Source organism: Cellulomonas xiejunii (assembly GCF_024508315.1).
In the GTDB taxonomy this organism is placed as follows: domain Bacteria; phylum Actinomycetota; class Actinomycetes; order Actinomycetales; family Cellulomonadaceae; genus Cellulomonas; species Cellulomonas xiejunii.
This window is the reverse complement of sequence record NZ_CP101987.1, coordinates 342,226-367,062: the sequence shown is the minus strand read 5'-3', so window position 1 is coordinate 367,062 and position 24,837 is coordinate 342,226. Positions and strand designations below refer to the sequence as shown.

Sequence of the window (24,837 nt, the reverse complement as noted above, 5' to 3'; positions counted from 1 at the left end):
TCGGGGACGAATCGCCCCAAAGCGCTACAGTGACCGCCGCACCTCCGTGAACCGCGGCGGTGTCACGCGCTCGCCGGCTCTGGCGGGCACCCAGGGGTGGGGGGGTTCGCAGAGCGGCGCGGAGCGCGCTACGGGGGTACAGGGGAGACACGCATGGCCGTTGACGAGAGCGTGCGCGCCGCGGTGTCGACGGCTGACGTCGTGGCGGTCCCCCGGTCGGGGGGCGACGGCAGTCCGCTGTCGTGGTTCCAGGAGCGCCTGTGGGTCCACCACCGACGCAGCCCGCTGACCACGAGCTACAACCTGCCCCTGGTGCTGCTCGTGCGGGGCGACCTCGACGTGTCCGCGCTCGAGCGGAGCGTCGACGTCATCGTCGCGCGCCACGAGATCCTGCGGACCTCGTACGGCGAGACGGCCACGGGCGAGCCCCGGCAGCTGGTCACGCCGCCGGGACGCGTGCACCTGCCGGTCGTGGCGGTCGACCGCGAGGGGATGCTCAAGCACCTCGACGAGCTCCTCGAGCACCGCTTCGACCTCGAGCGCGGCCCGGTGTACGTCGCCCGGCTGCTGCGGCTGGCGGACGACCGGCACCTGCTGCTGCTGAACGTGCACCACATCGCCGCGGACGCCTGGTCGCTCAAGGCCGTCCTGCTGGGTGAGCTCCAGAGCGCCTACGCGGCGTTCTGCCGCGGGCAGGAGCCGGACCTGCCCCCGCTGACGGTGCAGTACCAGGACTTCGCGCGCGAGCAGCGCACCGCCGACCTGACCGACGACGTCGAGTACTGGCGCGAGACGCTCGAGGGCTACGAGGACAGCCTGGAGCTGCCGACCGTGCACGCGCGGCAGCTGCGGTCCGGCACGACGAGCGGGACCTTCGTGCACCGCTACTCCCCCGAGCTGTCCCAGGCGCTCGAGCGCTTCTCGCGGTCGCACGGCTGCACGATGTTCATGACCCTCCTCGCCGCGCTCGGCGTGACGCTCAGCCGCTACACGGACAAGGACGACCTGTGCGTCGGCACCACGACGTCCGACCGGCCGGCGGTCGAGCTCGAGCCGCTGATCGGCTTCTTCGTCAACATCCTGCCCATGCGGCTGCGCATCGACGAGGAGAGCACCGTCACCGCCCTGCTCGAGGCCGTGCGGGCGCAGGTGCTCGGTGCGTTCGAGCACCCGGTGCCCTTCGAGCGGATCCTGCAGACGACGGACGTGGCGCGTCGCGGCAGCGAGAACCCGCTGGTCCCCATCGTGATGCGGCACCAGAACTTCCCGGAGACGTCGCTGGACACGCCCCTGCCGGGTGGCGTCACGTTCCGCCCCTTCCCCGAGCCGGACGAGACGGACGAGGACGTGCTGCGGCTGCTCGCGCAGGAGCACGTGCCCGCGCGCTGCGAGATCGAGCTGTCGTACACCGGCGGCGCGGACGGGCTCGCGGTCGAGGTGGTCTACGCCTCGGACCTGTACGACCGGGGCGCGGTCGAGCGCCTGCTCGCCCACCACCAGTGCGTGCTGGAGGGCATGCTCGCCGACGCGGACCGCCGGGTGCTGGAGCTGCCGCTGCTGCGCGGCTCGGACGTCGCGGAGCTCCTGGCGCGCTCCGACCAGGCACCGGTGACCCCTGCGCCCGCCTGGACCTTCGTCGAGCGCTTCGACGCGCAGGCCGAGCGGACCCCGGACTCGGTCGCGTGCCGGGACGAGCACGGCGCGTGGAGCTACGGGCAGGTCGCCCGCCACGCCGACCGGGTGGCCCACGCGCTCGCCGCGCGCGGCACCGGGCCGGGCGAGCTCGTGGCCGTGTGCCTGCCCCGTGGCGGCGAGCTCATCGCCACGCTGCTGGGCGTCTGGAAGGCGGGGGCGGCGTACGTGCCGCTCGACCCGTCGTACCCCGCGGCGTACCTGCAGCAGATCCTCGACGACGCGAGCCCCGGCGCCGTCGTGTGCGACACCCCGCGCCAGGCGGTGCTGGGGGTCGACGACGCCCGTTGCGTGCTGCTGGACCGGCTCGACGACGTCCCGCCGGACGCCCCGGGGGCGTGGCGCCCGCAGCCCGGGCGGCCCGACGCGGTCGCGTACGTGATGTACACGTCGGGGTCGACCGGCACGCCCAAGGGCGTCCGCGTCCCGCACCGCCAGCTCGTCAACTGGCTCGGCGCGCTCGAGGCGAGCCTGCCGTTCCAGACCGGTGAGGTCGTGGGACAGAAGACCACCTTCGCGTTCGCGGTCGGGGTCAAGGAGCTGTTCGCGGGCCTGCTCAACGGCTGCCCGCAGGTCGTCCTGCCCGACGCGACCGTCCGCGACACCGCCGCGTTCGTCGACGCGCTCGCGGAGCACCACGTCAGCCGTCTCAACATCGTCCCGTCGCACCTGGCGGCGGTGATCGAGCACCTGGTGTCCAGCGGCAAGCGGCTGCCGGCGCTCCGGGTCGTCGTCACCGCCGGCGAGCCGCTGCCCCGCGCGCAGGTGCTGGGCTTCCGCGAGGTCGTCCCCGGGGCGCGGCTGCTCAACAACTACGGCTGCACCGAGCTCAACGACGTGACGTACCACGACACGGCGGGCTTCGACGGGCAGTCCGAGTTCGTGCCGATCGGCACCCCGGTCGCCAACACCAAGGTCTACGTGCTCGACCGCCACGGCCGCCTCGTGCCCGACGGCGTCCCCGGGGAGCTGCACGTCGCCACCGTCGGCCTGCCCGACGGCTACCACCGCCTCGACTCGCTCACCGCCGAGCGGTTCGTGCCGAACCCCTTCGGCACCGCGCCCAGCGACCGCCTGTACAACACCGGCGACGTCGTGCGGTACCTGCCCGACGGGACGCTCGACTTCATCGGCCGCTGGGACTTCCAGATCAAGGTCCGCGGCTCGCGCCTCGACGTGCGCCACGTCGAGGAGGTGATGAGCGGCTTCGACGGCATCCGGGCCCGCGCCGTCGTGGGCCGGGGTGACCGGCTGGTCGCGTTCTTCACGAGCCACCCGGGTCGTGCGGTCGACGTCGCGTCGCTGCGCGCGTACCTGCAGGACCGGCTCCCCGACTTCATGGTGCCCGACGCGTTCGTCCTGCTCGAGGCCATGCCGCAGCTGCCCAACGGCAAGCTGAACCGCCGCGCCCTGCGCGAGACGCAGGGCGAGCTGCAGCAGAGCGACGCGTACGAGGCCCCGGCCACCGCGACCGAGCGCACGCTCGCCGACATCTGGGGGCTCGTCGTCAACGTCCCGGCCGCGCGCATCGGCCGGCGGACGCACTTCTTCGAGATCGGCGGGCACTCGCTCGCGGCGATGCGGGTCCTGGCCCGGACGAAGGACTCGTTCGGTGTGGCGCTCGGACTCTCGGAGCTCTTCGACGCGCCGCGACTGGACACCCTGGCGGCGGCGATCGACCGTGAGATCGCGCGCCTGCCCGCCGGCGAGCACGGGACGTCGTCCTCGCGCCGTGCGGCTCGGGTCCCGCAGACCCGTGCGGAGGGTTCCGGCCTGCTCCACGACAAGGTCGTGCTGGTCACCGGCGGCAGCCGCGGGATCGGGCTCGCGACGGCCCTCCTGCTCGCCGAGCAGGGCGCGACGGTCGCCATCAACTACCGGGACAGCGAGGTGCAGGCGCGGCACGTCAAGGACCTGATCGAGGCGGACGGCGGGACGGCCGAGGTCTTCGGGGCGGACGTGACCCGCGCGGACGACGTCGCCGAGATGGTCGCGGCGGTCCAGGAGCGGTTCGAACGCATCGACGTCCTGGTGACGAACGCGCACATGCACTTCCGTCACGCGCCGTTCCTCGGGTACGACTGGGACGACCTCGAGCGGAAGGTCGGCGACGAGCTCAAGGCCGTCTTCCACCCGTGCCAGGCGGTCGCCCCCGAGATGATCCGCCGGGGCGAGGGCAGCATCATCGCCGTGTCGAGCACCCTGTCGAAGCGCAGCACCGAGGGGTTCCTCGCGCAGAGCACCGCCAAGGCCGCGGTCGACGCGTTCATCCGCTCGCTCGCCACCGAGCTCGGGCAGCACGGCGTCCGCGCGAACACGGTGGCGCCCGGGCTGACGCTGACGGACGCCGCCATGCCGATGGCCCCGCACGTCAAGGAGTCGGTCGCCGCCCGTTCCCCGATGCGTCGCAACGGCCTGCCGGAGGACATGGCCGGTGCCGTCGTCTTCCTCGCGAGCGACCTGTCGCGCTTCATGACGGGCACGTACCTGCCCGTCGACGGCGGCTTCACCACCCTGTAGCGCCCCCGAGACCGCTCGTCCAGGAAGGATCGGTCCCGCCCATGAGTGCCCGGCTCGTCGTCATCGACAACTACGACTCGTTCACGTTCAACCTCGTCCAGATGTTCCGCAGGTACGACCTGGACGTCGCGGTGTTCCGCGCGGACGCGCTCTCGGTGCAGGACGTCGCGCAGGAGGCCCCCGACTACGTCCTCGTGAGCCCGGGCCCCCGGGCCCCGCGGGACGCCGGGATCTCCACCGACCTCGTGCGCCGGCTCCACGACCAGGTCCCGATCCTCGGGGTGTGCCTGGGCATGCAGTGCATCGTCGAGGCGCTGGGCGGCAGCACCGTGCACGCCCCGGTGCCGATGCACGGCAAGACGAGCCGTGTGCACCACGACGGCACGGGGCTGTTCGCGGGGGTCCCCGAGGCGCTCACCGTCGCGCGGTACCACTCGCTGGCCACCACGGGCTTCGCCGACGAGCTGCGGGTCAACGCGCGCTCGGAGGACGGCGTCGCCATGGGGGTGCAGCACGTGCGACACCCGCTGTCCGGCGTCCAGTTCCACCCCGAGAGCTTCCTCACCGAGCACGGGTTCACGCTGATCGAGAACTTCCTGCGGACCGGTCCGCTGGCAGGATCCCTCCCATGAGCGCCGTGACCGAGCGGCCGCTGTCCGCGATCCGCACGCTGACGGGGGTCCACCGCGAGACCGTCGAGCTGGACGAGCCGTTCGTCGACGTGGTGCGCCGCTTCGCGCACCTGCCGGGAACGGTCGCGCTGCTCAGCGGTGGCGACCTGGACAGCGCACGGCACCACGTCCTGGGGGTGGACCCGTGGCTGACGCTGCGCGGGCACCGCGCGCGGACCACCCTCGTCGACGGCGACCGGCGGGTCGACCTGGACGAGGACCCCTTCGCCGCGCTGCAGCGCGTGCTGCGGCACGTCACCCTGCCCGCGGACGACTCGCTGCCGCTGACCGGCGGGCTCCTGGGCTACCTCGCGTACGACCTGAAGGACTGCCTGGAGGACCTGCCGCGGACCAGCGTCGACGACCTGGGGCTGCCGCTGATGCACCTCGTGGCGCCCACGGTCCTGCTGGTCCACGACCGGGTCACGGCGACGACGACGCTCCTGGTGATGCGCCTGCAGGACGACGACGACGCTGCCGTCGCACGACGGGTGGGACGGTTCACGGCGGCGTTGCACGCACCGGCCCCGGGTCCCGCGCCCGCGCCGCAACCGGCGGGGCCGGGCACGTCGGTCTTCACCCGGAGCGAGTACCTCGCCGCCGTCGAGGCGATCCGCGCCTACATCGTCGAGGGCGACGTCTACCAGGTGAACATGTCGCAGCGCTTCCAGGCACCGTTCACGGCCGACCCGTTCGACCGCTTCGCGACGATGTTCGCGGCCAACCCGGCGCCGTTCTTCGCGTACGTCGACGCGGGGGACCACCAGGTCGTCTCGACCTCCCCGGAGCGGTTCCTGCGGCTGCGGGACGGCACGGTGGAGACGCGCCCCATCAAGGGGACCCGGCCGCGCGGCGCGACCCCCGCGGAGGACGACCTGCTGCGGGCCGAGCTGCGGGAGAGCCCGAAGGAGGACGCGGAGCTGTCGATGATCGTCGACCTGCTCCGCAACGACATCGGCAAGGTCTGCCGCCCGGGCTCGGTGCGCGTGGCCGAGCACAAGCGCCTCGAGACCTACCGCAACGTCCACCACCTCGTCTCGACGGTGACCGGCGAGCTCGACCCCGGGACGGACGCCGTCGACCTGCTGCGCGCCACCTTCCCCGGCGGGTCGATCACCGGGTGCCCCAAGATCCGGGCGATGGAGGTCATCGACGAGCTCGAGCCCGTGCGTCGGCACGTGTACACGGGCAGCATCGGCTACCTGGGGTTCGACGGCGCGATGGACCTGTCGATCGCGATCCGCACCGCGACGTTCACCGGCGACAGGGCCGTGTTCTCCGTCGGCGGCGGCATCGTCATCGACTCCGACGCAGTGAGCGAGTTCGAGGAGACGCTGCACAAGGGGCGCACGCTCATGGACGCCCTGCACGCCGGCGGAGCGGAGCGCGACGAGCCGACCGTCTGGCAGGACGGCGCGTTCCTGCCGCGCTCGGCCGCGACCGTGCCGGTCGACAGCGAGGGCCTGGCGTACGGCTTCGGGTTCTTCGAGACGCTGCGCGTCGAGGCGGGGCGGCCGGTGCTGCTGCACGCGCACGTCGCACGCTTCGAGCGCGCGTGGCGTGAGCTGTTCGGCGGGACGCCGCCGGACGTGACGTGGGCGGACGTGATCGCCCGGCTCGTCGAGCGCAACGGGCTCGGGGCCACGACCGCCGTGGTCAAGCTCGTCGCCGCCGCGGGCAACGCGCCCGGCACGCCACCGGCGCGGACGCTGTTCGCGTCCGCCAAGCCCTACGCCCCGCGCTCCGCCCTGACGCGCTACGGCGGCCTGCGTCTGCGGACGTACCCGCACGCCCGGCACACGCACCTCGCCGACCACAAGACCCTGAACCACCTGTACTACCGGCTCGCCGGGCAGTGGGCGGACCGCCACGACGCCGACGAGGCGGTGGTGCTCAACGCCGACGGCACGGTGTCCGAGACCAGCTCGGGGACGCTCTGCGCGGTGCACGGCGGCACGGTGCGGTTCGCGACGTCCGAGCACGCGCTGCGCGGCACGACCGCCGAGCACGTCCGGCGCGTCCTGGCGGACCGGGGGTTCGTCGTCGAGGACGCCCGTCAGACGGTCGAGGACCTGCTGGCTGCCGACCAGGTGCTCGTGATGAACGCGCTCATGGGCGTCGTCCCGGCGGTGAGCCTCGACGGCACGGCGCTCGACGCGGACCCGACGCTGGCCGAGGAGCTCACCAGGGCGGTGCTGGGCGGCTGAGCGCGCGGCGGGGCGACGACCGGGGCGTCAGGACGGCGCGGGGCGTCAGGACGGCGCGGGGGCGAGGGCGACGCCGCGGGGCCGACGGGTCACGAGCACGATGAGGACCACCGCCACCAGCGGCGCGGCCAGCGGCAGCACGGCCAGCATGGGCAGCGCGACGAGCCACCCGACTGCCGCACCGACGACCACGACGAGCGCCCACCTGGCGACGGCGGGTCCCGGCAGGCGACCGACCAGCGGCACCGCACCGGCGACGCCGGCGAGCAGCGCCGCGGAGAACAGCAGGGCGGAGGGGGCCTCGCCCTCCGGTCCCATCGCGGCGGCCACGCCCCGGACGACGAGCGCGAGGGCCACCATCACCGTCATGACGAGCGCGCGGCGCCCCCACCAGCGCGTCGCGGCGAGCCCGGCGGCCACCACCAGCGGCAGAGCGGTCAGGGCCCCGACCGCGAGTCCGGCGTTCATGGCCGGCAGCCCCGCGAGGGCGGCCGGCAACCACGCCGGGTCCGCCGGATCCGGGGCGGCGAGGGCGTAGAGCGCCGCCGGCAGGGTCAGGGCACCGCTCACGGCGGCCAGCACGACGACGAGCCGCCGGTGCGGGACCACGGTGGGGTCGGGCCGCGACGCGACGCCCACAGGGAGCGTGGGGGCCGAGGGCACCGAGAGGTGGACGGAGTCGACGAGGGCCGCGAGCTGCCGCTCGCGCAGCCACGTCCGGCCGCACGCGAGGAGCAGCACGGTCGCGCAGGCCAGGACGCTGCCGGGTGCCAGCGCGGCGGCGCCCGCCACCACCGCCCCGCCGACCGCCAGGGCCGCGACCGCCGCCCGCCGCGCCACGGCGGGGCGCACCGAGCGCAGCACGTCCGACATCAGCGGCAGCAGCGCGACGGCGCCCGTGGCGACCGCCGCCCCGAGCAGGGGCAGGAAGGCCTCGGCGAACGGGGTCGACGCGGCACCGGCGTCCGTCTGGTCGAAGGCGACCGCCCAGGACAGCGCGGCGAGCGCGGCGAGCGTCCACGCGGCCGTCGAGGCCACCGCCGCCTGCAGGGCTCCGCGCGCGGCGACCAGGCCCACGTCGCGCGCCAGGACGACGAGGCTCAGCGACGCGAGGGCCGGCGCGAGGCCCAGCAGGAGGACGGTCGTGGCGACCGCCGCGACGCCACCGCGTCCGGCGAGGGTGAGGAGCCCCACGACGCCCGCGAGCCCGAGGACGACGCCCGCGAGTGCCAGCAGTGCCGCGGTCCCGGCTGCCGACGCCGAGGGCCTCCGCAGGCGCCGGCCGGAGGTGGTCGATCCGTCGTGCGACATGGCACCGGTGCTCTCTGCGACGACGGGCTCGCGCACGTCTGGCGGCGGGACGCACAGGTTAGCGCCCGGTCGTCGCTGCCGGAGGCGGTTCGGGCCGGCACTACCCGGCTCGGCGGTGGCGTCCCTACAGTGGTGGCCGCGCCGGTTTCGTCCCGATCCTCACGGTGCACTCCCGGCGTCGGTGGGGGCCCGCGCCCGGGGAGTCGCCACGCCCCCGTCGAAGGGGTACACCGATGCGATCCAGACTCACGACCGCCCTCGCCACCGTCGCGGCACTCACGCTCGTGACCGCCGTCCCGGCGTCCGCGCACGGCCCGCACGGGCACGGCTCCGAGCGGCCCACGACGTACCTGCTCGACCCCGTCGGCCCCGCCGCGGACGACGTCTACCCCGAGGGCATCGCCACGCGCGGCGACGACTTCTACGTCAGCAGCACGACCGACGGGACCATCTACCGGGGCAACCTCGACGACCCGACCGCCACGCCGTTCCTGCCCGGTGGGCAGGACGGGCGCGCGATGGCCGTCGGGCTGAAGGTCGACGGCCGGACGCTGCTCGTCGCCGGGGGCGCCACCGGCCGCGTGTGGGCGTACGACCTGCGGACGCGCGAGCTGACCGGGTCGTGGCAGGTCGTGCAGGACGGCACGCCGACGTTCGTCAACGACCTCGCCGTCAGCCCGCGCGGTGACGTGTACGTCACCGACTCCATGCGCCCGGTGCTCTACCGGATCGCCGCCCGCGAGCGCACGACGACGGGCACGGAGCTGCTGGAGCCGGTCGTGTCGTTCGAGGGCACCGACTTCACGTACGACCAGGACGTCAACGCCAACGGCCTCGTGGTCTCGCGCGACGGGCGGACCGCGGTCGTCGCGAAGACCCGCACCGGGCAGCTCTTCCGCGTCGGGCTGACCGACGGGAGCGTCGAGCTGATCGACCTGCGCGGCGGGTCCGTCGCGGGCGACGGGCTGCTGCTCGACGGCAACCGGCTGCTCGCGTCCGAGTGGACGGCCGACCCGCAGTCGGTCGTGACCGTGCGCCTCGACCGGGACCTCCGGTCCGGGACCGTCGTGTCGCGCACGACCGACCCGTCGTTCGACGACCCGACGACCATCGCCCGCGCCGGGCGCGACCTGCTCGTGGTGAACAGCCAGTTCGAGACGCGGTCGGCCGGCGGGACGCCGGAGCCGTTCACGGTGTCCCGCATCCCGGTCCCCTGAGCCTCCGTGAGCACCCGGCGAGCGGCGGTGCTGCTCAGCGCAGCCAGCGGCGCAGCCGCTTCCGGCTGGCCGCGGCCCAGACGGACGGCAACCGACCCTCCACCTCCCGCGCCCGGACCTCTTCCAGGGCGTGCATGCGACCGTAGGTGAACGCGGCGGCCGGGTCGGTCGTCGCCTCGGCCCGCTCCCGCAGGTGGGCTCGCAGCACGACCGTGTCCTGGTACTCCCCCAGCGCCTCCTGCATGCTCTCCATCGCCGCAGCGAAGGCGACGGCCTCGGCACCGAGGACGTCCCCGGCGAGCTCGGCCGCGTACCGCGTGCGCTTCGCGGCCTTGCGGGCGTCGTGGAGCAGACGAGCGCGCTCCTCCGGCTCCGCCGTCGCCATCGCGCGCTTCATGAGCCGACGCACGTCGGCGTACTCGGTCGCGATCCCGCGCCGCAGCGCCTTGCCCGCCGGCCGGTCACCCCGCTCCGTCGTGGGTGGAGCGGCCACGAGCTCCCCGAGGGTGTCGAGCACGCGGTCGTACCGGTCGCCCTCGAGCGCCCCCAGCATCGCCGTCCGGGCTGCGGCATGGGCGGACCGCGCATCCGTCTCGGCCGGACCGGGTCCGATCGCGGTGTCCGCCGACCCCGCCACGAGGGCCTCGCTCACCCGGTCGCTCACGACCTCGGCATCGCGGACGTCGCCCAGGACCCCCGCCAGCCACCGCAGCTCGCCCCGCAACGGCCCGACCACGTCCGGGTCGAACGCCGCGCGGAACGTGGCCAGGGCGCTGCGCGACCTCCGGGTCGCCACGCGCATCCGGTGGACGCTCCCGGGCGCACCCAGCCGGACCAGGAGGTCCTGGGACCGGATCTGCTCGAGCTGCTCCGCCAGGTAGGCCACGACCACGCTGCTCGTCGAGGGCTTCCTGGTCGGGCTGCTGCGCGGCGGGCGTCCGTCCTGCTCCGCGGGTGTCCCGAGGTCCAGGACGCGGGCGAGCTCGGAGGTGGTCGTCGGCTCCTCGGTCGGACCACCCTCGCCCAGCGCACCGGCGACAGCGGCCAGTCGCTCGTCAGCCCCGTCCGGCGCCCTGACCGTGACCTCGCGCCACGTCACCTCGGCGCCCGCGGCCTCACCGGAGCCGTCGACCGGCAGGATCCGACGGGCACTGACGCGGTCGTCCACCAGCTCGAGGACCTCCCGGTCCGTCGCGTCGAACACCCGGTGGACGGTGCGCCCGGTCATGACCCTGGCGACCGCGGCGAGTGGCCGGCCCCCGGTGCGGGCCCGCACCAGCCGCTGCAGCTCGTCGGGCACGGCGCTCCCGGCCCGCCCGGGCGGCAGACGGACCCCGCCAGGCCCGGGCGCACCACCCGCGACCTGCAGGTACCAGCCGCCGCCTCCTCCCCCGACGCGTCGACGCAGGGTGATCCCGTGCCGGGCGAGGAGCAGGTCCGCCGTGTCGACGTACGTGGTGCGCAGCACGTGCTGCTCCGGCTCGCCGCTGATCAGCGGCAGGGAGTCGTCCGGAGACGCGGCGAGCACGGCGAGGCTCGGCAGGTCGTGGCCGTCATCGACGGAGAGCCTCACCTCGGGCATGTCCCCGTCATACCGGAGAACCGCCGCGGCGGCTCGGGGAACGCGCGCTCGACGCGGGGTCGCCGGCGTGGTCCGACTGGCCGCACGGGCTGAGCGGCCCCTCGCCGAGCGCTGGCACGCGAACGGACGCCGTCCCTACAGTGGGCTCGGCGCCGGTTCGTCCCGATCGTCACGGTGCACCCAGGGGTGTCGGCGGGGGCCCGCGCCCGCTGGGACGGACGCCCCCGCCGAAGGGGTACACCGATGCGCTCCAGCCTCACGACCACCCTCGCCACCGTCGTCGCCCTGACGCTCGTCACCGCCGGCCCGGCCGCTGCTCACGACGCACAGGGGCACGAGCGGCACCGTCCCGACCGGCCGACGACGTACCTGCTCGACCCCGTCGGCCCCGCCGCCGACGACATCTACCCCGAGGGCATCGCCGCCCGGGGCGACGAGTTCTACGTCAGCAGCACGACCGACGGGACGATCTACCGCGGCGACCTCGACGAGCCGACCGCCACACCGTTCCTGCCGGGCGGGCAGGACGGCCGCGTGGTGGCGGCCGGGCTGAAGGTCGACGGCCGCACGCTCTTCGTCGCGGGCGGCCCCACGGGGCTCGTCTGGGCCTACGACCTGCGGACCCGCGAGCTCACGGGGTCCTGGCAGGTCGTGCAGGACGGCACCCCGGCCTTCCTCAACGACATCGCCATCGGCCCGCGCGGCGACGTCTACGTCACGGACTCGGCACGCCCGGTGCTGTACAGGATCGACGCCCGCGAGCGCAGGACGAGCGGCACCGAGCTGCTGGAGCCCGTCGTGTCGTTCGAGGGCACCGACTTCACGTACGACCAGGACATCAACGCCAACGGGATCGTCATCTCGCGCGACGGACGGTACGCAGTGGTCTCGAAGCCCCGGACGGGCGAGCTCTTCCGCGTCGGGCTGAAGGACGGCAGCGTCGCGCGGATCGACCTCGGCGGCGCCTCGGTGGCCGGCGACGGCCTGCTGCTGGACGGCCGCACGCTGCTCGCGGCCGAGTGGACCGCCGGTCCGCCGCAGTCCGTCGTCAAGGTGAGGCTGGACCGGGACCTCGCCTCCGGGACCGTCGTCTCACGCACGACGGACCCCACCTTCGACGACCCGACGACGATCGCCCGCGCCGGGCGCAGCCTGCTCGCGGTCAACAGCCAGTTCGAGGTCCGGTTCGGCGGTGGGGGGACGCCGGGGCCGTTCACGGTGACGCGGATCGCCGTCCCCTGACGCGCGACGGGCGGGCGGCCCCGGTCGCCCGCCCGAGGGGACCGTCCGCCCGACGTCCGATCCGGTCAGGAACGCCTTTCCTTCGTGTACAGGACGGCGGGAATGACGTATCAGTGAGGTATGCGCTTGCGCCTGCTCGCCTACCCGGTCGTGCTCGCGACGCTCGCCGTCGCGCTCGTCGGTGGTGTGCTGGAGCTGAGCGGGCACGGGACGGCGGCCCGCTGGGTGGTGTCCGCCTTCGCGGCCGTCGTCGTGGTGCGCCAGGTGCGCGGGATGGTGGCCGACCTGCGGGCCGGGAGCTACGGGGTCGACCTGCTCGCCGCGACGGCGATCGTCGCGACGGTCGCGGTCGGCGAGTACTGGGCGGCGCTGGTCGTGTGCCTGATGCTGTCCGGCGGTGAGGCGCTCGAGGACTATGCGGCCGGACGCGCCCGACGGGAGCTGACCGGGCTGCTGGAGAACGCCCCGCGCACGGCGCACCTGCGCGACGGCGCCGGGCAGCCCGTGGACGTGCCCGTCGAGCGGGTGGCCGTCGGCGACCTGCTCGTGGTCCGGCCGTTCGAGGTGGTGCCGGTCGACGGCGTGCTGGAGTCCGACGGCGCCACCCTGGACGAGTCGTCGCTGACCGGCGAGTCCCTGCCCGTCGAGCACGCGCGCGGCGACGGGCTGCTGTCCGGGTCGGTCAACGGCGGCGACGCGATCGAGGTGCGGGCGACCGCCGCCGCGGCCCAGTCCCAGTACCAGCGCATCATCGAGCTGGTGCGCGAGGCGCAGGACTCCAAGGCGCCGTTCGTCCGCCTGGCCGACCGGGTCGCGGTGCCGTTCACGCTGGGCGCGCTCGCGCTGGCCGTCGGGGCGTGGCTCGTGTCCGGCGACCCCACGCGGCTGGCCGAGGTGCTCGTCGTGGCGACGCCGTGCCCGCTGATCATCGCCGCACCCGTGGCGTTCATGGGCGGCATGTCACGCGCCGCGCGTGCGGGGATCATCGTCAAGAGCAGCGGCACCCTCGAGCAGCTGGCCCGCGCGCGCACGGCGGCCTTCGACAAGACCGGCACGCTCACGTACGGGCAGCCGCGGGTCACGCAGATCCACGCCGAGGGCATGGACACCGACCGGCTGCTGCGGCTCGCGGCCGCCGTGGAGCAGTACTCGAGCCACCCGCTGGCCGACGCGGTCGTCGACCGCGCACGGCAGGACGGGCACCCGGTGCCGGCCGCCGACGACGTCGAGGAGGTGCCCGCCCACGGCGTGCGCGGGACGGTGGACGGTCAGGTCGTCGTGGTGGGCAGCGCCCGCTACGTCGCGCGCGAGACCGGTGCCACGCCACCGCGCCCCGCCGGGGTGACCGGCGTGCACGTCGCCGTCGACGGGCACTACGCGGGGTACCTGGCGCTGGCCGACGAGCTGCGCGCGGAGACGCGCGCGACGATGGCGTCCCTGCGCCGGGCGGGCATCCGCACCACGATCATGCTCACGGGCGACGGCGAGCACGTCGCGCGCCACATCGCCGACCAGGCCGGCATCGACGACGTCCGCGCCGACCTGCTCCCGCAGGACAAGGTGGAGGCGATCCGCACGGCGCGACCCCGTCCGGTGATGATGGTCGGCGACGGCGTGAACGACGCCCCCGTGCTGGCGGCCGCCGACGTCGGCATCGCGATGGGCGCGCGCGGCGCGAGCGCCGCCAGCGAGTCCGCCGACGTGGTCATCACGGTCGACGACCTGGCCCGTGCGGCGCAGGCCGTGCACATCGGCCGGCGCACCATGCGCGTCGCCTGGCAGGCGATCGGCATCGGCATCACGCTGTCCGTCGGCCTCATGGTCCTCGCCGCGACGGGCGGGCTGCCCGCCCTCGCCGGTGCGTGGCTGCAGGAGGCCGTGGACCTCGCCACGATCCTGTGGGCGCTGCTGGCGGTACGCCCCAGCCGGTCCGAGCGCGCGGAGGGCGTGCGGATGGCCGCCGAGCTGACGGGTGCGGGCGCCGACCCCGCACTCACCCGGTAACGTCGACGATCCCGTTCTGGTACGCCCACACCACGGCCTGCAGCCGCGACTTCACGCCGAGCTTGGGCATCACGCGGGCCAGGTGCGACTTCACGGTCGACACCTCGAGGAAGAGCTCGCGCGCGATGTCCTCGTTGGACATGCCCTGCGCGAGCAGCAGGACGATGTCGAGCTCGCGCGGCGACAGCAGCTCGGTGGCGCGCGCCGCCGTCACGGGCTGCGTCCGGCGGCGCGTGACGACCTCGCGCAGGACCCGCCGGGTCAGCTCGTTGGCGAGCATGCCGTGCCCGGCGGCCACCGAGCGGACGGCCTCGACCAGGGTCGCGGGCTCGGCGTCCTTCAGCAGGAAGCCCGACGCACCGGCCTCCAGCGCACCGAACAGGTACTCGTCGACGTCGAAGGTCGTCAGCACCAGCACCGGGATCGGGTCCTCGACGTCCGGGCCGCACAGCTGGCGCGTCGCGGTGATGCCGTCGGTGCCGGGCATGCGGATGTCCATGCAGACCACGTCGGGCCGCAGCTCCCGGGCGAGCTCGACGGCTGTCGCACCGTCGGCGGCCTGCCCGACGACCTCGATGCCGGGCTCCGTCGCGAGCATCGTGGACAGCCCCATGCGGACCAGCATCTGGTCGTCCGCGACGACCACCCGCAGGCTGCCACCGGCGTCCTGGCTCATCGGCCCTCCTCCTCGCTCGTCGTCGGCTCGTCGGGCACGGCCGTGGCGACGGCCGTGGGGACCGACAGCGTGACCTGCCACCCGCCCTCGAGGGTGGCCCCGAACCGCAGGGTCGCACCCGTGAGCTCGGCACGCTCCTGCATCCCGACCAGACCGTAGCCGGGGTCGTGGTGCGCCGGGCCCTGCCCCGCAGCGGGCCGGCCGTTGCGGACCACGACGTCCACGCGGCCCTCGTCGCTCGCGTCGAGCCGCACCTCGCACCGCGCCCCGGGCGCGTGGCGGGCGGCGTTGGCGAGCGCCTCCTGCACGACGCGGTACGCCGCGAGCTGGGCCAGCGGACCGACGGCACCGGACGCGGCGAGCTCCCCCACGGGCCCCGCCGTCGTGAGCGACACCGGCAGGCCGGCCGCCTGCGCGCCGGCGACGAGGTCGTCGATCCCCGCCAGGGTCTCCATCCGCACGGGACCGCCCGGCTCGACGGGTGCGTCGACGTCGCGCAGCAGCACGACCAGGTTGCGCAGGTCCCGCAGCATCGCGGTGCTCTGCTCGCGCACCTGCGCCACCGCGACCTTGGCGCCCTCCGGGTCCACGTCGATCTGCCGGCCGATCGCGCCCGTCATCACCGCGATCCCCGAGAGGTGGTGCGCCGCGATGTCGTGCAGCTCCCGCGCCATCGCGGTCCGCTCGCGCTCGACCGCCACCTGCACCAGGGCGTCCCGCTCGCGGTCCTGCGCGTCGGCCGTGGCGGCCAGGGCCGTCAGCGCGTCGTGCCGGGCGGCGACGACGCTGCCGAGGACGAACGGCAGGCCGACCGCCGCCACGCCCTGCAGCAGTCCGGCGACGACCACGACCCAGCCCTCTCCTCCACTGCGGACCGTGGCGGCGGCCACCCCGGCGGCGACCAGCGCCGCGGCGCCCAGCAGGGTCGCGAGCAGGCGCCGGGCGGGCCGAGCGAGCACCGCCCGGTACGTCGCGACCATCACCGTCACCAGCCCGACACCGATCGCGTCCCCGCCCACGACGAACATCGCGGGTACACCGGCCGCGACGGCGAGGAGCGCGGCCCGCGGGTGCCGGCCCAACCCCGCCAGCGCGACCGCCTGGAGCGAGAGCACGGCGACCGCCCACCACCAGGCGGCGTCGCCGAAGCCGGGGACACCGTGTGAGGTCTGGGGGTCGGCCTGGATGATGACCACGGAGGCCGAGAGCAGCGCGAGCGACAGCACCCAGCACACCACCGGCACCACGTCGGTCGGCCGGCGGCGGTGCGCAGCGGGATCCTCGATCACGACGTCACGATAGACGCGCAGGCTCGGGCAGGGGGGCGCGGTCGTGGACGGGGTGCTGCCCGCCAGCACGCAGCAGACCACCGGGCGACGTAGGTCGCCCGGCGGCCGCTGTGAGCGGGATGCTCGATCACCGCCGTCAGGGCAGACGCGCCGGCTCGAGAGGCGGGGCGGTCTCGACGGTGCGGGTGGTCGGCTCCGCGGCCGGCTCCGGCTGGTAGCCCAGCTTTCCCCGGGTGGCCAACAGCGTGACGATCGTTCCCACGCCCGCCATCAGCAGCAGCGTGCGCTGGATCATGTCGAAGTTCTCCCCGATGGCCGGGAACATGTCGCCGATGAGGACGCTGGCGAAGGTGTTGATGCTGACGTGCAGGAGCATCGCCATCGGCAGGCTCTGCCCGGTGCGGTTGAACACCCAGGTCATGACGACGTTGAACAGGACGCAGAAGAGGATGAAGCCCAGGGCGCGGGACACGTGGAAGCTGTCCGAGTGACCCCACCCGGTCGCGAAGAGCGGCAGGTGCCAGACGCCCCACAGGACGCCGATGCCCACGGCCGCAGGCAGCGCCCCGAAGCGGCGCTGCGCCCGGGGGAGCGCGAAGTCGCGCCAGCCCGGCTCCTCGGCGAGCCCGGTCGTCAGGACCTGCATGACGAGGTAGGGCAGGTACGCGACGAGGGCCGCCATCGGCGGTGCCTGCACGTCACCACCCGTGATGACCAGCGCCGACAGCAGCACGGCTGCGGGGGTGCCGACGAGGATGCCGACGTACCAGCGCCAGTTGACCTTCCACTTGGTCACCCGCTTCACCCAGGCGCGCACACCGGAACGACCCTCGGTGACGGCGGTGACGAAGAACGCGGCGCCGATCGGTCCGAGGAACGCACCGGGCAGCATCACGAACAGCTGCCAGCCGCCGTCCCCTCCGGGAACCTGGATGTCCCAGGTGCCGAGCCCGTAGGGCCCGAGGACGAGCGGGATCCACGCGATCCAGCTGCCGGCGATCGCCAGCACGACGAACGACAGGAGCGGGAAGCGCCGGACGAGGTCCAGCACCCCTCCGCGCCTGGGTGGTGCGGTTACGGGTTCCGTGACGGTGCTCATCGGAGTGTCCTCTCGTCGAAGCCGGTGTGGCATGACTCGACGTTAGGAATCGGACACCCCGTGCCGCGCCGGGCGGACGGTGGAACGCCTGCGGTTGCATCGAAGGATGCAACCGCCACTCAGACGACGACGAGCCACGTCCCGCCGGGCGAGTGGTCCGCCAGCGCGACGCTGTGGACGGCCGGGTCGTCGTAGGTGTTCCAGTAGTAGGTCGTCGTCCTGGAGGAGAAGAGCCCGGTGTAGATGGTCTTCTCGAACTCCCCCGAGCCCATGGCGGCGCAACCGTCCACCATCGCGACCTGCTGCAGCGTGTGGAACGCGCGGCTGACGTTCTCCTCCTCGCTCGTCTTGGTCGGGTAGTGCTCGTTGACGTAGGCCGCACGGACGAACCGGGACGGCGAGTAGTAGTCGCCGGGGATCCCGCGCATGTGCGAGCCGGACCCGAAGGGGGTGAGGCGCGCCCTGCCGAGCTCGTACACCTCGGGGAAGTCCGGCGAGGTGTTGAGGTAGTTGCGCAGGTTCTCGTGGTGCCACATGAACCCCGGCTGGTTGGCGAGCACGTCGACGTCGTCGTCGAAGACGTGCATGCCGTCGGCCGTGTACTCCACCACGATGGCGCGCTGCGCGTCGCCGATGATCCAGTGCAGCAGCGAGCTGGGGTACTTGTCGTTGATCGGCTTGTCGACGATCGCCACGTCCGCGAGCGCCGCCTCGACCTCGTCGACGCTCGAGAACTGCGAGGCCACCCACAGGGGGAACTCGAACGCGGCGACGTTGGTCTTGCCGTCCACCGGCCCCGCGGCGTACGACGCGTACCCGGGGAAGTTCAGCCCTGCGACGGCCAGCCCGGCGTCGTTGCCGGCGTCGAAGTACAGCGGCGTGTCGTCCTCGACGATGCCCATGCCGATGACCGCGTGCCGGATGCTCGGCACCGCCCCGAACGGTGACCGCGTGCTGTACCCCGTGGGGGTGACCACCACCCGTTCCCCGTACCCGCTGGTCCAGTCGAGGTTCCGTGCGAGGTAGAGGTTGCCGTTACCGTCCGTGAACCTGATGCCTGTGCACATGGTGCCCCCCGTCGTCGACCGGCGCCCACGTCCGGGGCGTCCGCTTCAGAGCCCATGTTCCGCCCGGATCCGGGATCCGGCACGGCGAGTCGATCGGGTACGCACCTTCGGGACGCCCGGACCGGTGTCCTGCGTCCGTCAGGCGCGCACCGCGAGCAGGAACTGCCCGCCGCCCGGCTCGACCTGCGTCGTCACGGCCAGGTCGGGGGCGAAGCGCGAGAGCCGGTCGACCAGCCACTCGGCGGCCTGGTCGGCGTCCGCGCGGCTCGGGCAGCGCGCCACCACCTCGCGCCCGCCCTTGCGGCGCAACCGCTCGACGGTCTCCGCGATGGGCGCGGGGTCGACGACGAACAGGTCCGACGACCACGCGACGACCGGCTTGACCGCGCCCTTGCGGGTGTTGCAGGCGCGGTGGGCGAGCCGCTCGGTGCCGGCGGCCGCCTTCTTGGACTTCGCGACCGCGCCCGCGTCGACGCTCGGGCCGAGGTCGGAGTTCACCGACGCGTCGGGGTCCACGGGCTCGTCGCACAGCCAGCAGCGCCAGGAGTCCCGGTCACCGACGTCGCTCAAGTTGCTCATGCGCGCACGGTAGCCTCCCTGCCGCGTCCGGCGGGGGCGGGCGCCTGGCCCACCCCCGCGCGGCTCACGTCAGGACCGCGGGCGGGGCGGCACCCACAGGACGCCGCGCTGGTTCTGGAGGTCCCCGGTCCCGCGTGTCAGCGGGCGGTGCCATGCTCGACGGGTGGAGTTGCGGTTCGGTGGTGAGGTGGTCTGGTGGCGCGGCCCGGCGCCGTACCACTTCGTCGCGCTCCCCGACCCCGAGGCGGCACGCCTGCGCGTCGTCGCGTCACGCGTGACCTACGGCTGGGGCTGCATCCCCGCGACGGTGACGCTCGGTGGGACCACGTTCACGACGTCGATCTTCCCCAGGGACGGCGGCTTCATGGTCCCGCTCAAGGTGGCGGCACGCCGCGCGGAGGGGGTCGAGCTCGGCGACGACGTCCGGCTCCTCGTCGTCGTGGGTGACCCGGACGACGTGCCGCAGGACGTCCCGGACGACCGGGCCGCGACGGCCGCACGGCCGCCCGGGACCGTGCACCACGACCCCGCGGACGACGACGACTACTACGACCCGGCGACCACGCGCTGAGCCCCGGCCCCGCTGCGCAGCACCCACCGCAGCGCGTCGGGCAGCAGGACCCCGCCGTGGTTGACGCTGTGCCCGCCGTCCCCGACGACGAGACGGACGTCGTACCCCGCCTCGGCCAGCGCGGCCGTGGTCCGCAGGTTCTCGGCGAACCAGTTGCGGGTCGGCGCGTCCCAGTTCAGGTCGCGGTGCGCGGCCTGCAGGAAGACCCGCAGCGGCTTCCTGGCCGTGCGCGGGACCAGGTCGGGGTACGGGTTGCCGCCGGGCATCTGCGCGAAGCTCGACAGGAAGCCCACGACCCGGCGGAACCGGTCGGGACGCATCCACGCCGCGGTGAAGGCGGCGTCGCCCCCGCTGCTGCCGCCGCAGACGCCCCACAGCTCGGGGTCGTCCGTGACGGAGTACCGCGCGGTGACCAGCGGGACGATCTCGTCGAGCAGGAACGTGGCGTACCGGTCGTCGAACGCGTCGTACTCGACGTTGCGGTTCTTCGGCTGCGCGCCGCCCACCACGACGCCCGGGTCGACGAAGACGCCGATCGTGCACGGGATCTCGCCGCGGTGGGTGAGGTTGTCGAGCACGACACCGCCGCGGACCTCGCCCGCGGGGTCGAGGTACCACCAGCCGTCGTTGAACACCATGAGCGCCGCCGGACGCGCGGGGTCGTAGCAGGCGGGGACGTGGATCCACACGGTGCGGGACGTCCCCGGGTAGACGGTGCTGGACGACCAGTCCAGCTCCACCGTGGTGCCCGCCGGCACGTCGGGGTGCGGCTCGGAGTCCGGGCCGTGCGCGTAGCGGACGCCGGACAGGTCGACGGGCAGCGGGCGGTACGGCACCGGCGCGGCGGCAGCCTCGGACGGGCTCACGCGTACGACGCCGTCACGGTGCGGGTGGTCCCGTCGAGCGTCATCAGCCCGCCGTACGGGACGATCCACTGCGGCCGGGTGTGGCCGAACGGCACACCGACGCACACGACCGCACCCGGGTTGTACCGCGTGACCTGCTCCACGACGGCGTCGCGCTGCGCCGCGCGTCGGCTCGCCCGCTGCTCGGCGTCGAGCCGCACCTCGAAGCCGGTCACCGGCGGCCGCGCGACGCACACGCCCGCGACCGCCGCGAGCAGGCCGCGCTCGCCGAGCGACCGCACCCAGCGCTGCACCGTCGGCGCCGACGGCAGCTCCTCGCTGGTCTCGAGCAGCAGGATCGCGCCCTCCAGCGCGGTGGTCGGGGGGAACCGGTCGGCCAGGGCGAGCCAGTCGAGCACCTCGAGGCACCCGCCCCACGTGCGTCCGGTCACGGACCGCGCCGGGCCGGCCCACGTCCACGTCTCGGTGGGCTCACGCTCACCGTGCTCGGTCAGGGCGCGCGGGTCGAGCCAGTCGTGGCCGAGGTCCTCGGACTCGCCCGGCTCGGTGAGCGTCAGCGTCTCGCCGGTGAGCAGCGCTGCCCGCAGCGACGCGAGGTGGACGTCGTCGACCGCCGGCCCGGGGCCGAGGTGCACCTGGGTCGAGCCGCCGTAGAAGCCGGCGACGCCCTGCTGCCACAGCCAGCTCAGCAGGTTCGTGTTGTCGCTGTAGCCGAGGAACGGCTTGGGGTCCGCGCGGACGGCGTCGGCGTCGAGGTGGGGCACCACCAGGATCTGGTCGTCCCCGCCGATGGTGGCGAGCACGGCTCGGATCGTCGGGTCGGCGAACGCGGCGTCGAGGTCCCGCGCACGGTCCTGCGGTGACGCACCGAGCTGCCGGGTCGTCGGGTACTCGACGGGCACGAGGCCGGTCGCCTCGACCAGGCGCCGCATGGCCTGCTCGTGCACGGCCGGGGCGAACCCGGGCGCGGCGAACGAGGGCGAGACCACGGCGACACGGTCACCGGGGACGAGCTTGGGCGGGGCGACGAGGGACGGCATCGGCCCACCCAACCAGCCCTGGCCGCGCGGGGGCGAGATGAATCGGTGGCGAGCCCCCCGCACCGTCGCCGGTGGACCACGTGGCGGTGCTCGCACGACGTCCTGCTGAGTCAGCGCACCAGCCGCACCGACGCGATCCCGCCGAACGCCGAGCCGTCGTCGGCGGCGCCGTCGGGCACGAACCCGTTGCGCTCGTAGAAGCGCAGGGCGCGGGGGTTGTCGCGCGCCGCCCACAGCTGCGCCGGCGTGCCGGGCGGCAGCACCGCGTCGAGCAGCGCCTGCCCGGCGCCCGTCCCGTGGTGGGCCCGCAGCACGTACAGGTTGCCGAGCTCGCGGGCGCGGACCGGCGGATACCCGGCCCGCTCGCCGCCGTCCGTCGCGACGGCGACACCGACGACCTCGCCGTCGACCTCGGCGAGCCTCGCGTCGAGCCCCTCGGTGAGCAGCCGCCGCCACGTGGCGATGCTGCGCTCGGCCGAGACGCGCTCCCAGAACGTCGGGCTCGCGAGCGCCGCGTACGTCTCCACCCAGCAGGTGAAGTGGACGGTCCCCGCGCGCTCGGCGTCCTCGACGGTGACGGCGCGCACCGACACGGGCGTCACCCGTCCCGCCGCACGGAGAGGGTCACTCGGTGGTGTCCGTGCCGGACGACGGGTCCCTGCCCGCGTTCAGCTCCTTGTCGGCGAGGAACGCGTCGAGCAGCTCGAAGAGGACCGTCACGGCATGACGGTCCTGCTCCGGGGTGAGCTGCGACCAGCTGACGCTCTGCCCGGGGAACACGATGTGCATCAGGACCCCCGGCCACCCTTGACTGCCGTCGACCGCACCCGGGCGCGTCAGCAGCCAGTCCTTGAAGCCCTCGAGCGGCCCCGCGCCGGTGCGGCTCCCGTGGAAGTCGTACCCGCCGAGCCACGCGACGATGAGGGCGAGGCCGGCCCGGCCGACGAACATGCCCGGAGCCTTCCCGACCCAAGCAAGCGCCTCCCGCTCGCTCAGCGCCGACGACAGCGGCCGGTAGGACTGCGGCCGCTCCGACCACAGGGCACCGGCGTCAGCCCGCGCACAGGTCGGGCACGCCCGCGGCGAGCTCCACTCGAACAGCGCGCGGTAGACCTCGTAGCGTGACGCGTCGATCCCGCACAGCGTCGCGCCGTCGGCCGCGGCGTGCTCGACCCTGACCTCCGCGACCACCGAGGGCCACGCGAGGACCACCCCTGCCGGGATCCGGCCGCCGCCTGCGGCCCGGGCCTGCAGGCGCGACACCCAGTCGCGCGCCACCGCCATCTCGTCCGGGCTGAGGGCGCGGCGCTCACCGGGCACCAGAGCCATGGCGTATCCCACGGCCACATCCTGCCCGTCCGCACCTGGCGTGTCACCGCCGGGCCGGGCAGCATCTGCGCGGCCTGCACACGGACGGGTGGCACGACATGCACCTGCACTCACGGATCGCCCTCTGAGGGCAGCACGTCGGGCGTCAGCCCGCCGCGAGGACCTCCCGCAGCCGCGCCGCGAACGCCTCCGGCTGGCCCGGCATGCCGTACTCGTCGCCGAGGAACCCGCCGTGGTTGCTCGGGAACACCGCGACCTGGGTGCCCAGCAGGTCGGCCAGCGCGTGGGTCGTGCGCCACGTGATGATGCCCTCGCTCTCGATCCCGGCGGCGGGGACGACGCGCGTCGAGGCCGCGCGCAGCGCCGCGACGTCCGGGGCGTACGCGGTGACGGGGCCCGAGGCGCCCGACAGCAGCGGGTCGTCGCGCGACCCGTCGTCCTGCGCCGGCAGACCGAACTGCGCCGGGTCGGGCAGCTCGGTGAGGAAGCCCGCGGGGAACGGTCCCTGCCACGAGGTCAGCGCGATGAACGCGGCCATCCCGGCGCCCCACCCGTGCGCCTGGTAGGCCGCGTCGACCCGGGCGAACGCGGCACGTGCCTCGTCGGCGTCGTCCAGCACGCCGATCAGCGGCGGCTCGTGCGCGACGAGCGTCCGGACGTCCTGCGGGAACGCCGCGACCCACGCGAGGGCCGTGACCGCACCACCGCTGCTGCCGAACAGGTCGACCGGCCCGGCGCCGAGCGCGCCGACGAGCGCGTGCAGGTCGTCGGCCTGCACGCGCGGGTCGTGCACCGTCTGACCGTCGTCGCGCGTGCTGCGGCCCAGCCCGCGCGGGTCGTACGTGACCACCGTGCGGTCACCGAAGTGCGACGCGAGGGTCCCGAAGCCCGTCGCGTCCATGGGCTGGCCGATGAGCACGAGCGGCGGCTGCCCGTCCGTCGTCGGCAGCGGGCCGCGCACGTCGTACGCGATGGTCGCGCCGGGCACGTCCAGCGTGCGGTGGGTCGCGGTGTCGGTCATCGGGTCCTCCCGGTCGTCCGGACGTCTGTGTGCGATCACCCGGTTCGACCGGCCGTGTCGCCGGAACTCATCGGGGATGACGGCCCGGCAGCCGAGGAGTGGTGGTCCGGAGTGACAGCGGCGTCGACCACGGCTGGGATGGTGTGGTGGACGACGTCGGGGCGGGACCGGGCTGCGAGTGGTCCGCCGCGGGTCCGCTCGTCGAGCCGGTGTCTGCCGTCACGTCACTGGCGTTCGTGGTGGCCGCGGTGGTCGTCGTGGTGCTCCGGCGACGTGCCGGACTGCCCGTGCCGGTGGCGTACGTGGCGCTGGTGGCGGGTGTCGGCGTCGGGTCGGTCGTGCAGCACGGACCCGACCCGGCCTGGTCCGACCCCGCCCACGACCTGCCGCTCGTGGGGGTGCTGTGCTTCCTGGCGGCGGACGCCGTGGCGGCACGCCGGCGCACCGCGCGCCGATGGTGGTGGTGGGCCCTGCCGACGGCCGTCCTCATGGTCGTCGTGATCGCGTGGCCGCGGGCCGGTGACCTCGCGCAGGTCGGTGTCGCGGTGGTCGCCGGGGTGCTGCTCGTGCTGCGGGCGTACCGCGGGCCCGCCGTCCGGGCGCGGGTCGCCGTCGTGCTGGGGCTGCTGGGCGCCGGCGCGCTGGTCGGCTCGCTGTCCCGCACGGGCGGGCCGCTGTGCGACCCGTCGTCGGTCCTGCAGGGGCACGCCGTGTGGCACCTGGCGGCGGCGTCCGCCCTGGCGGTGCTCGCGCCGCTCGTCACCCCGGCGGGCGGGCCACCGCCGACGGACCCCGCGCCCCGTGGCCCGCGACCATGACCGCCCTGGGTCTGGGTGCTCGTCCGCCACGTGGAC

The 24,837-nt window shown here is 74.4% G+C and carries 20 protein-coding genes; 8 read left to right on the top strand and 12 right to left on the bottom strand.

The window, feature by feature from the left end; all coding sequences use genetic code 11:
* Window positions 1-153: 153 nt before the first annotated feature.
* From NP048_RS01740 to pabB, 3 genes are read left to right on the top strand one after another with little or no spacing between them, the layout of a single operon-like run.
* Window positions 154-4,212: a hybrid non-ribosomal peptide synthetase/SDR family oxidoreductase gene (locus NP048_RS01740; protein ID WP_227577779.1), complete on the top strand. Its 4,059-nt coding sequence runs from the start codon at window positions 154-156 to the stop codon at window positions 4,210-4,212.
* 41 nt (window positions 4,213-4,253) lie between these two features.
* Complete coding sequence (locus tag NP048_RS01735) at window positions 4,254-4,844, top strand: anthranilate synthase component II (RefSeq protein WP_227577778.1); 591 nt, start codon at window positions 4,254-4,256, stop codon at window positions 4,842-4,844.
* The gene (pabB, locus tag NP048_RS01730; protein WP_227577777.1) at window positions 4,841-7,090 is read left to right on the top strand and encodes an aminodeoxychorismate synthase component I; all 2,250 of its coding nucleotides are present in this window, start codon (window positions 4,841-4,843) and stop codon (window positions 7,088-7,090) included. Before NP048_RS01735 ends, pabB begins: the two co-directional genes overlap by 4 nt.
* A 45-nt stretch (window positions 7,091-7,135) precedes the next feature.
* On the opposite strand, the gene NP048_RS01725 is transcribed toward pabB, so the two are convergent.
* Window positions 7,136-8,401 carry a hypothetical protein gene (locus NP048_RS01725; RefSeq protein WP_227577776.1) on the bottom strand — a complete coding sequence of 422 codons (1,266 nt, stop codon included), beginning with the start codon at window positions 8,399-8,401 and terminating at the stop codon, window positions 7,136-7,138.
* A gap of 233 nt (window positions 8,402-8,634) precedes the next feature.
* On the opposite strand from NP048_RS01725, the gene NP048_RS01720 reads away from it, so the two are divergent.
* The gene (locus NP048_RS01720) at window positions 8,635-9,618 is read left to right on the top strand and encodes an SMP-30/gluconolactonase/LRE family protein (protein WP_227577775.1); all 984 of its coding nucleotides are present in this window, start codon (window positions 8,635-8,637) and stop codon (window positions 9,616-9,618) included.
* 34 nt (window positions 9,619-9,652) lie between these two features.
* Here NP048_RS01720 and NP048_RS01715 read toward each other — a convergent pair whose 3' ends face one another.
* Window positions 9,653-11,200 carry a CYTH and CHAD domain-containing protein gene (locus NP048_RS01715; protein WP_227577774.1) on the bottom strand — a complete coding sequence of 516 codons (1,548 nt, stop codon included), beginning with the start codon at window positions 11,198-11,200 and terminating at the stop codon, window positions 9,653-9,655.
* Between the two features lie 243 nt (window positions 11,201-11,443).
* Here NP048_RS01715 and NP048_RS01710 point away from each other — a divergent pair, with 243 nt between their 5' ends.
* Both NP048_RS01710 and NP048_RS01705 read left to right on the top strand, forming a co-directional pair.
* On the top strand, window positions 11,444-12,442 hold the full coding sequence (locus NP048_RS01710; protein WP_227577773.1) for an SMP-30/gluconolactonase/LRE family protein: 999 nt from the start codon (window positions 11,444-11,446) through the stop codon (window positions 12,440-12,442).
* Between the two features lie 120 nt (window positions 12,443-12,562).
* Complete coding sequence (locus NP048_RS01705) at window positions 12,563-14,446, top strand: heavy metal translocating P-type ATPase (protein WP_227577772.1); 1,884 nt, start codon at window positions 12,563-12,565, stop codon at window positions 14,444-14,446.
* On the opposite strand, the gene NP048_RS01700 is transcribed toward NP048_RS01705, so the two are convergent.
* From NP048_RS01700 to NP048_RS01680, 5 genes are all read right to left on the bottom strand, one after another.
* Window positions 14,436-15,122 (bottom strand): response regulator, encoded by a 687-nt coding sequence (locus tag NP048_RS01700; protein ID WP_227577771.1) that lies wholly within the window; start codon window positions 15,120-15,122, stop codon window positions 14,436-14,438. The genes NP048_RS01705 and NP048_RS01700 overlap by 11 nt on opposite strands.
* A complete protein-coding gene (locus NP048_RS01695; protein ID WP_227577770.1) occupies window positions 15,119-16,411 on the bottom strand; it encodes a sensor histidine kinase in 1,293 nt (430 codons plus the stop codon). Before NP048_RS01695 ends, NP048_RS01700 begins: the two co-directional genes overlap by 4 nt.
* Before the next feature lie 136 nt (window positions 16,412-16,547).
* Window positions 16,548-17,462, bottom strand: coding sequence for a CPBP family intramembrane glutamic endopeptidase (locus tag NP048_RS01690; protein ID WP_227577769.1), 915 nt, complete (start codon window positions 17,460-17,462; stop codon window positions 16,548-16,550).
* Window positions 17,463-17,629: 167 nt separating this feature from the next.
* Entirely contained in the window at window positions 17,630-18,577 is a 948-nt protein-coding gene (gene bsh, locus NP048_RS01685; protein WP_227577768.1) for a choloylglycine hydrolase, read from the bottom strand.
* Between the two features lie 138 nt (window positions 18,578-18,715).
* Window positions 18,716-19,156, bottom strand: a complete 441-nt coding sequence (locus NP048_RS01680) for a hypothetical protein (RefSeq protein WP_227577767.1) — start codon at window positions 19,154-19,156, stop codon at window positions 18,716-18,718.
* 163 nt (window positions 19,157-19,319) lie between these two features.
* Between NP048_RS01680 and NP048_RS01675 the strand changes: the two genes are divergently transcribed.
* Window positions 19,320-19,727 carry a DUF1905 domain-containing protein gene (locus NP048_RS01675; RefSeq protein ID WP_308054107.1) on the top strand — a complete coding sequence of 136 codons (408 nt, stop codon included), beginning with the start codon at window positions 19,320-19,322 and terminating at the stop codon, window positions 19,725-19,727.
* Here the strand turns inward: NP048_RS01675 and NP048_RS01670 are convergent.
* From NP048_RS01670 to NP048_RS01650, 5 genes are all read right to left on the bottom strand, one after another.
* Window positions 19,703-20,593, bottom strand: coding sequence for an alpha/beta hydrolase (locus NP048_RS01670; protein WP_227577766.1), 891 nt, complete (start codon window positions 20,591-20,593; stop codon window positions 19,703-19,705). The genes NP048_RS01675 and NP048_RS01670 overlap by 25 nt on opposite strands.
* Window positions 20,590-21,633, bottom strand: a complete 1,044-nt coding sequence (locus tag NP048_RS01665) for a S66 family peptidase (RefSeq protein WP_227577765.1) — start codon at window positions 21,631-21,633, stop codon at window positions 20,590-20,592. The genes NP048_RS01670 and NP048_RS01665 overlap by 4 nt, the downstream gene beginning before the upstream one ends.
* Window positions 21,634-21,743: 110 nt before the next feature.
* Entirely contained in the window at window positions 21,744-22,235 is a 492-nt protein-coding gene (locus NP048_RS01660; protein ID WP_227577764.1) for a GNAT family N-acetyltransferase, read from the bottom strand.
* Between the two features lie 22 nt (window positions 22,236-22,257).
* Window positions 22,258-22,962, bottom strand: a complete 705-nt coding sequence (locus NP048_RS01655) for a hypothetical protein (protein ID WP_256769401.1) — start codon at window positions 22,960-22,962, stop codon at window positions 22,258-22,260.
* A gap of 145 nt (window positions 22,963-23,107) precedes the next feature.
* On the bottom strand, window positions 23,108-23,983 hold the full coding sequence (locus tag NP048_RS01650) for an alpha/beta fold hydrolase (RefSeq protein ID WP_227577762.1): 876 nt from the start codon (window positions 23,981-23,983) through the stop codon (window positions 23,108-23,110).
* Window positions 23,984-24,129: 146 nt separating this feature from the next.
* Here NP048_RS01650 and NP048_RS01645 point away from each other — a divergent pair, with 146 nt between their 5' ends.
* Window positions 24,130-24,801 (top strand): hypothetical protein, encoded by a 672-nt coding sequence (locus NP048_RS01645; protein ID WP_227577761.1) that lies wholly within the window; start codon window positions 24,130-24,132, stop codon window positions 24,799-24,801.
* Window positions 24,802-24,837: the final 36 nt, after the last annotated feature.

Coding starts and splice junctions, on each gene's coding strand:
- bsh (WP_227577768.1), bottom strand. CDS start 18,577: ATGTGCACAGGCATCAGGTTCACGGACGGTAACGGCAACCTCTACCTC.
- NP048_RS01665 (WP_227577765.1), bottom strand. CDS start 21,633: ATGCCGTCCCTCGTCGCCCCGCCCAAGCTCGTCCCCGGTGACCGTGTC.
- NP048_RS01650 (WP_227577762.1), bottom strand. CDS start 23,983: ATGACCGACACCGCGACCCACCGCACGCTGGACGTGCCCGGCGCGACC.
- NP048_RS01720 (WP_227577775.1), top strand. CDS start 8,635: ATGCGATCCAGACTCACGACCGCCCTCGCCACCGTCGCGGCACTCACG.
- NP048_RS01715 (WP_227577774.1), bottom strand. CDS start 11,200: ATGCCCGAGGTGAGGCTCTCCGTCGATGACGGCCACGACCTGCCGAGC.
- NP048_RS01705 (WP_227577772.1), top strand. CDS start 12,563: ATGCGCTTGCGCCTGCTCGCCTACCCGGTCGTGCTCGCGACGCTCGCC.
- NP048_RS01700 (WP_227577771.1), bottom strand. CDS start 15,122: ATGAGCCAGGACGCCGGTGGCAGCCTGCGGGTGGTCGTCGCGGACGAC.
- NP048_RS01655 (WP_256769401.1), bottom strand. CDS start 22,962: ATGGCTCTGGTGCCCGGTGAGCGCCGCGCCCTCAGCCCGGACGAGATG.
- NP048_RS01735 (WP_227577778.1), top strand. CDS start 4,254: ATGAGTGCCCGGCTCGTCGTCATCGACAACTACGACTCGTTCACGTTC.
- NP048_RS01680 (WP_227577767.1), bottom strand. CDS start 19,156: ATGAGCAACTTGAGCGACGTCGGTGACCGGGACTCCTGGCGCTGCTGG.
- NP048_RS01725 (WP_227577776.1), bottom strand. CDS start 8,401: ATGTCGCACGACGGATCGACCACCTCCGGCCGGCGCCTGCGGAGGCCC.
- NP048_RS01710 (WP_227577773.1), top strand. CDS start 11,444: ATGCGCTCCAGCCTCACGACCACCCTCGCCACCGTCGTCGCCCTGACG.
- NP048_RS01740 (WP_227577779.1), top strand. CDS start 154: ATGGCCGTTGACGAGAGCGTGCGCGCCGCGGTGTCGACGGCTGACGTC.
- pabB (WP_227577777.1), top strand. CDS start 4,841: ATGAGCGCCGTGACCGAGCGGCCGCTGTCCGCGATCCGCACGCTGACG.